The sequence below is a fragment of the Mycobacterium sp. genome (genome assembly GCF_049802695.1).
Taxonomy (GTDB): Bacteria; Actinomycetota; Actinomycetes; order Mycobacteriales; family Mycobacteriaceae; genus Mycobacterium.
Genome location: NZ_JBARMY010000512.1, coordinates 1 through 5,836 on the forward strand (window position 1 = coordinate 1; position 5,836 = coordinate 5,836).

Consider the following 5,836-nt stretch of genomic DNA (forward strand, 5'->3'; position numbering starts at 1 on the left):
ATCGCTGTCCGCCGGGTTTTAGTTAGGTATTCGAAGACGTCCCCGGCCCTCGGGCCCTCGTAGCTCAGGGGATAGAGCACGGCTCTCCTAAAGCCGGTGTCGCAGGTTCGAATCCTGCCGGGGGCACGCTTGTCGCCTGTGGCGGAACGCTTCTCACTCGCCACGAATGTCGACGACTCGCTGCGCAATGTCGGCGAGCCGAGTGTTCATGCTTTGAGACAACTGCCGCAGCATCTCGAACGCACGAATGGCATCGACGTTGTAGCGCTCCATGATGATGCCTTTGGCTTGGCCGATCACGTCTCTGGTGGTCAGCGCGGATTGCAGTTGCTCGCCGTGACGGCTCGCGATCAGCGCGGCCGCGGCATGAGCCGCCAGCACCGAACCGATGGCTTCTGACTCCTGATCGAAGGCGTTGGGCTTCAAGCTGAAGATGTTGAGCGCACCTGCGGTGCGGCTGCCGGTATACAGCTTGAACGACAGGCTGCTCCGCACGCCCGTCTGACAGACGGCCTCGTTGTATCCGGGCCAGCGCTGGTCGGTCTGGAAGTCGTCGACTCGGACGATCAATTGATCGACGGCGGCGTCGATGCACGGTCCGTTGCCGTGCCGCTCCTGCAACTCATCCAACTCGTAGATCAGCTGCGACGTGCCCTCCAGCGACTCGAATTTTCCGCCCTTCGCCATCAGCAGTACGCCGGCGGTTTCCGCGTTGGGTATCAGTTCGACAGCCGCGGTGGTGACGCCTGCAAGCACCTCACTGACTTTTTGCGGACCCGCGAACGAACGAGCCAAGTCCGCCATCCGGGTGGCCAGTTCATGGTTCGTTGCGCTCGTCATACTTTGATTGTGTCCCAGGCTGCGGCGAGATGTGCGTCCCGGTGGATATTGGTAGTGCACAGATTGAAGAAGCATGTTTGTTCACTACCGCCGACGGCAATGCCGCGTGGCAGGCGAGCGGGTAGGTCGACCTGCGCGCGCGCTCAGGTCTCGTCGGTTCAGCCCGAGAGCTGACGGGACCGCCTAAACTCCCCCGAACGGCCGAATTCTCCGACCGCCTGCCGTAACGTGCGGCTATGGCCGAGGATGTGCTAGGCACCGCGACCAAGGTGTGCCTCCTCGGCAGTCCGGCGCAAGGATTGTGACGTGCACGTCGAAATCGTCAGCAACTTCCTGACCACGTTGCCCGCGGACGACGACCACCCCTACCGGACCGGCCCGTGGCGGCCGCAGAGGACCGAATGGGACGCCTACGACCTGACCCCGGTGCAAGGCGAGGTGCCCCACGATCTCGACGGCATCTACCTGCGCCACCCGGCTCGCCGACGGCCCGCTATGCAAACTTCAACTGCCGGAACGGGTTTCCAGTGGTACCCACTCGACGTGGGTTTCCGGCGAGCAGTTACGCCGCTGGGATCGCGTCACCGGATAAGTTTGCCGCCAAAGCCCATACCGAACAACCCAGCGCGGCGATCGCGCCGGCAGCACCGACGTACAGTCCATACGCAGCCGATACCGGGGGATGCACGTTGGTGTTGTAGTACCACACCATCAACAGCCCGATCAGCAGCGAGAAAATCACCGCCGCAACCGATCCCAGCCTCGCTGATAAGCCCCTGCCGACCAGTGCGCCGGCGACCAGCAACATCGAAGACAGCAACACGATGAGCTGGCCGGCACCGAACCCGGGCGGCAGCCGCAGGCTGCCGATGCTGCCGCCAATCGCACTCGCCCAGCCGCCACCCTTGTCAGCCGTCGTCAGCCACGGCAGCCAGGTGCTCAACGACACGATCGCGGCGAACAGCGCAATCAGCCACCCGGGGCGCAGGCGGGACATAACTGCGACCCTACTTGTTTCGCGGCTTTCACCCCTGGGCACACGCTGGCGATGACGGACCTGCCCGACTGGGCCCGCCCACTGGAATTGGCTCCCAACCCCGAAGGCGGTTGGTTTCGGCGAACGTGGACCAGCGACGTCACCATCGGCCAGTCAGCGCTGCCGCCGGACTATTCGAGCCCGCGCAGCGCCGGGACGGCGATCCTGTTTCTGCTGATGCCGGGCCAGCAGTCGGCATGGCACACGGTGCGCAGCGCTGAGATGTGGCTGCACCATCGAGGCAGCCCATTGCTGCTCGACATCGGAGCCGAACGATCCGACGCCGTGACGTCTGAGCTCGGCAGTGACATCCTCGCCGGCGAGCGGCCGCAGCTGCTGGTGCCCGCACGGCACTGGCAGCGTGCCCGGCCACGCGACGACGAGCCGAGCCTCGTCAGCTGCGTGGTTGTTCCCGGATTCGACTACGCCGACCTGACTCTGGGCGCTACCTGACCGGCTACTGCGTCAGGCGGGCGAGAACACCGAGACGAATCGTTCCAGCGACTCGCGGATGTCACCCTTGAGCGAACCGGCGACCACCATGCCGATCGGACCGAAGAGGGCCGGGCCGCCGAGATGCACGTCGAAGCCGACTACCGAGCCGTCTTCGATCGGTTTGATTTTCGCGATCAGCTTGACTTTCACGCCGCCCACTCCGATGCCGTTCAGCGTCATCGATTCCGGTGGCTTGTAGTGCACGATCGTCCACTTGATGCGGTTGGGCATGCCCATGACTTCGACGATCGATTCGATGACCGTGCCCTTGTCGAGTTGCTCAGGCAGTTTGCTCCGCCACACCCGGTGAATCGTCAGCCACTCCTTGAAGCGGGACAGGTCAGATGCGTGCGTCCACGCCTCTTCCGGCGGCAACGGAACGTCGATCGATCCGGACAGTTTCGCCATAGCTCAGTCTTCCTCGGCCTTCCTGCTCTGACTGGTCGAATGGTCGTCGAGGTCCAGCCGCCACCACGGGTCGAATTCCGCAGACTCCGCCGCATCGACGTGCCCACCCGGCCGCGGAACCGCGACCCGGACATGGGCGGCTTCCGCAGCGGCCAGCAACCGCTCGATCGGCTCTGCCCATGGGTGTGGCGCCAACCGGAAAGTGCACCAGTGAATCGGCACCAGGAGCCCGGAGTCTTTGGCGGTCAGTTCGACGTGTGCCTGCACCGCCTCTTCCGGGTTCATGTGGATGTCAGGCCACGACGCGTTGTAGGCACCTACCGGCATGAGGGTCAGATCGAAGGGTCCGTGCTCCGCGCCGATCTCGACGAAGCTCTTCGTGTAACCACCGTCACCGGCGAAGTACGCGCGGCGACTCGGGCCGAGCAGCGCCCACGACGCCCACAGGGTGTTGTTTCGGCTGAGGAAGCGCCCCGAGAAGTGCCGTGCCGGAGTGCAGACCAGGGTGAGCTCTTCCAGCTGAGTGCGCTCACCCCAATCAAGCTCGATGACGCGCTGCTCAGGGATGCCCCAGGCGCGCAAGTGGGCGCCGACACCGAGCGGAACCACGAACGGAGCCCACTGGCTGCGGGCCAGCGCGTTGATCGTGTCGATGTCGAGGTGGTCGTAATGGTCATGGCTGATCACCACCGCGTCGACGGCCGGCAGCGCCTCCAGCTGCAGGGGCGGCGGATGCATGCGCTCAGGCCCGAGGACATCCGAAGGTGAGCAGCGGTTACTCCACACCGGGTCGGTGAGCACGCGGTATCCGTCGATCTCCAACAGCGCCGAGGAATGCCCGAACCACGTGACCGCGAGCCCGCTCGCACTGCCGTCGATGAGCTTCGGTGTCGCCAACGGAACCGCAGCCGGCGGACGGCTGGCGCTACGCCCACCCAAGAGCTCCCGGACGATGAGTCGTTGCTGCTCGCGATCGAAATTGAACTGCGACGCCGGGTCGACGTTGTGAAAGACACCGTCACGAAAGTGCGGCGATCGCGCGGCCACCGCCCGAATCGCGGTCGGGTCGGCGCCCAGCGCAGCGGGCGCGCCGTGCAGGGCGCGCAGCATCCAACCACCGGCCGCCAAGGTGGCGGTGCCGGCGGCCAGCCGAAGCGTTCCACGCAGCATGACGGTCAGCCCCCCTGAAAGTTCGGCGGCCGTTTTTCGACGCGGGCGACCTGCGCCTCGATCACATCCTGACTGGACCACGCCTTGTCGAAAAGTTCCTTGTGCACCGGCCACTGGTCTTCGTAGGCCCCGTCGTCGTTGAGCACCCTTTTGGCGTGCTGCAGCGCCAGCGGCGCCAGGCCGGCGATCTCGGTGGCCCAGGCTTGCGCATCGGCCAGCGTCCCGATCCGGTTGGCCATCCCGGTCTGGAACGCCACGTCGGCGGACAATCTGTCGGCCGCCAGCAGCATCCCCCGGGCCCGGCCATATCCCACCAGCGACGACAACCGGCGAATGCTCCAGTTGTCCAGCGCAAGGCCGTATTTGGAGGTCGGGAAATGGAAGTAGGCGTCGGGTGCCACCACCCGCAGGTCACAGATCATCGCCAGCTGTAAACCCGCGCCGATGGCCGGCCCGTTGATTGCCCCGATGACCGGCAACGGCGTCGCGTCGATGGCCAGGTTCAGCGCTACCAGCCGGTCGGGATAGTCCGCGGCGAACGCATCGCCGGACAGGTCGGCGCCGGCGCAGAAGACAGTTCCCTGGCCGGTCAGCACGATCGCGCGGACGTCCTCGCCGGCGGCTTTCTCCACCGCTTCCCGCAATTCCTCCACCAGCTGGGAATTGAGCGCATTGCGCCGCTCGGGGCGTTGCAACTCGATCGTCAACACGTGGCCGTCGTGGGTGACATCGATCATGGTCGCCAGCCTATTAGCCTCGTCGGCGTGGGCCGAATAGGGACCGAGGAACTGCGCGACGCGGTGCTCGACGACGGGTCGTTCGTCAGCTGGGACAGCCCGCCGCTCCAGCCGGCGACCACCGATTCCTATGCGCGGGAGCTGGCCGCCGCCCGGGCCACCTCCGGTCACGACGAGTCGGTGCTGACCGGTGAGGGCAGGATCTTCGGCCGCCGGGTGGCCGTCCTGGTGTGCGACTTCGACTTCCTGGGCGGCTCGATCGGGGTGGCGGCGGCCGAGCGGATCACCACCGCCGTCCAGCGGGCCACCGCCCAGCGGCTTCCGCTGCTGGCATCGCCGTGCTCGGGCGGCACCCGCATGCAGGAGGGCACCGTGGCGTTTCTGCAGATGGTCAAGGTCGCCGCGGCCGTCACGCTACACAAGAAGGCGCACCTGCCTTATCTGGTCTACCTGCGCCATCCGACCACCGGCGGGGTGTTCGCTTCGTGGGGATCGCTGGGGCAGGTCACCATTGCCGAGCCCGGGGCCCTGGTGGGGTTCCTGGGACCGCGGGTTTACCAGCAGCTCTACGGCGAGCCGTTTCCGTCGGGCATCCAGACCGCCGAAAACTTGCAGCGCCACGGAGTGATCGACGACGTCATCCCGCTGGCAGAGCTGCGGCCAACGGTGAACCGCCTGCTCAGCGTCGTCATCGACGCTCCTGAAGCGCCCCCGCCGGCACCTGCGTCCGAACCGAGTCCAGACATACCGGCGTGGGAATCGGTGACGGCGTCCCGACGGCCGGACCGGCCGGGCGTACAGCATCTACTGCGGCATGGGGCTGACCAGCGGGTGCTGCTGTCGGGCTTGAACCAGGGAGAGGCCCACGGTGAGGCGGCGACCATGCTGCTGGCGCTGGCCCGATTCGCCGGGCAGCCGGTGGTGGTGTTGGGCCAGCAGCGGGTGGTCGGCGGTGTCGTCGGACCGGCTGCGCTGCGAGAAGCGCGGCGCGGTATGGCACTGGCCGCCGAACTGCGTCTGCCGCTGGTGCTGATCATCGACACCGCCGGCCCGGCGCTGTCGGTGCAGGCCGAGGAAGGAGGGCTGGCCGGCGAGATCGCCCGTTGCCTGGCTGACCTGGTGACCTTGAACACCCCGACGGTGTCGGTGC

The 5,836-nt window shown here is 66.3% G+C and carries 7 protein-coding genes, 1 tRNA gene and 1 pseudogene; 4 read left to right on the forward strand and 5 right to left on the reverse strand.

What is annotated here, in order from left to right; all coding sequences use genetic code 11:
* Window positions 1–53 precede the first annotated feature (53 nt).
* Window positions 54–126: transfer RNA gene (locus WA317_RS20250), tRNA-Arg, on the forward strand.
* Between the two features lie 27 nt (window positions 127–153).
* Here the strand turns inward: WA317_RS20250 and WA317_RS20255 are convergent.
* On the reverse strand, window positions 154–840 hold the full coding sequence (locus WA317_RS20255) for a GAF and ANTAR domain-containing protein (RefSeq protein ID WP_425174728.1): 687 nt from the start codon (window positions 838–840) through the stop codon (window positions 154–156).
* Between the two features lie 306 nt (window positions 841–1,146).
* Here WA317_RS20255 and WA317_RS20260 point away from each other — a divergent pair.
* Window positions 1,147–1,320 (forward strand): annotated as a pseudogene (locus WA317_RS20260) (carotenoid oxygenase family protein); the annotation flags it as partial.
* A gap of 82 nt (window positions 1,321–1,402) precedes the next feature.
* Here the strand turns inward: WA317_RS20260 and WA317_RS20265 are convergent.
* Window positions 1,403–1,837, reverse strand: a complete 435-nt coding sequence (locus WA317_RS20265; protein ID WP_425174729.1) for a hypothetical protein — start codon at window positions 1,835–1,837, stop codon at window positions 1,403–1,405.
* Window positions 1,838–1,888: 51 nt separating this feature from the next.
* On the opposite strand from WA317_RS20265, the gene WA317_RS20270 reads away from it, so the two are divergent.
* Window positions 1,889–2,329: a cupin domain-containing protein gene (locus WA317_RS20270; RefSeq protein WP_425174730.1), complete on the forward strand. Its 441-nt coding sequence runs from the start codon at window positions 1,889–1,891 to the stop codon at window positions 2,327–2,329.
* Between the two features lie 12 nt (window positions 2,330–2,341).
* Here WA317_RS20270 and WA317_RS20275 read toward each other — a convergent pair whose 3' ends face one another.
* Genes WA317_RS20275 through WA317_RS20285 form a run of 3 tightly spaced genes read right to left on the reverse strand, consistent with a single transcriptional unit; the run spans window position 2,342 to window position 4,686 of the window.
* Window positions 2,342–2,779 (reverse strand): type II toxin-antitoxin system Rv0910 family toxin, encoded by a 438-nt coding sequence (locus WA317_RS20275; protein ID WP_425174731.1) that lies wholly within the window; start codon window positions 2,777–2,779, stop codon window positions 2,342–2,344.
* A gap of 3 nt (window positions 2,780–2,782) precedes the next feature.
* Window positions 2,783–3,949 (reverse strand): MBL fold metallo-hydrolase, encoded by a 1,167-nt coding sequence (locus WA317_RS20280; RefSeq protein WP_425174732.1) that lies wholly within the window; start codon window positions 3,947–3,949, stop codon window positions 2,783–2,785.
* Window positions 3,950–3,954: 5 nt separating this feature from the next.
* Entirely contained in the window at window positions 3,955–4,686 is a 732-nt protein-coding gene (locus WA317_RS20285) for an enoyl-CoA hydratase (RefSeq protein WP_425174733.1), read from the reverse strand.
* A 27-nt stretch (window positions 4,687–4,713) separates the two neighbouring features.
* Here WA317_RS20285 and WA317_RS20290 point away from each other — a divergent pair.
* A partial coding sequence (locus WA317_RS20290) for a carboxyl transferase domain-containing protein (RefSeq protein ID WP_425174734.1) occupies window positions 4,714–5,836 on the forward strand: 1,123 nt, incomplete at its 3' end.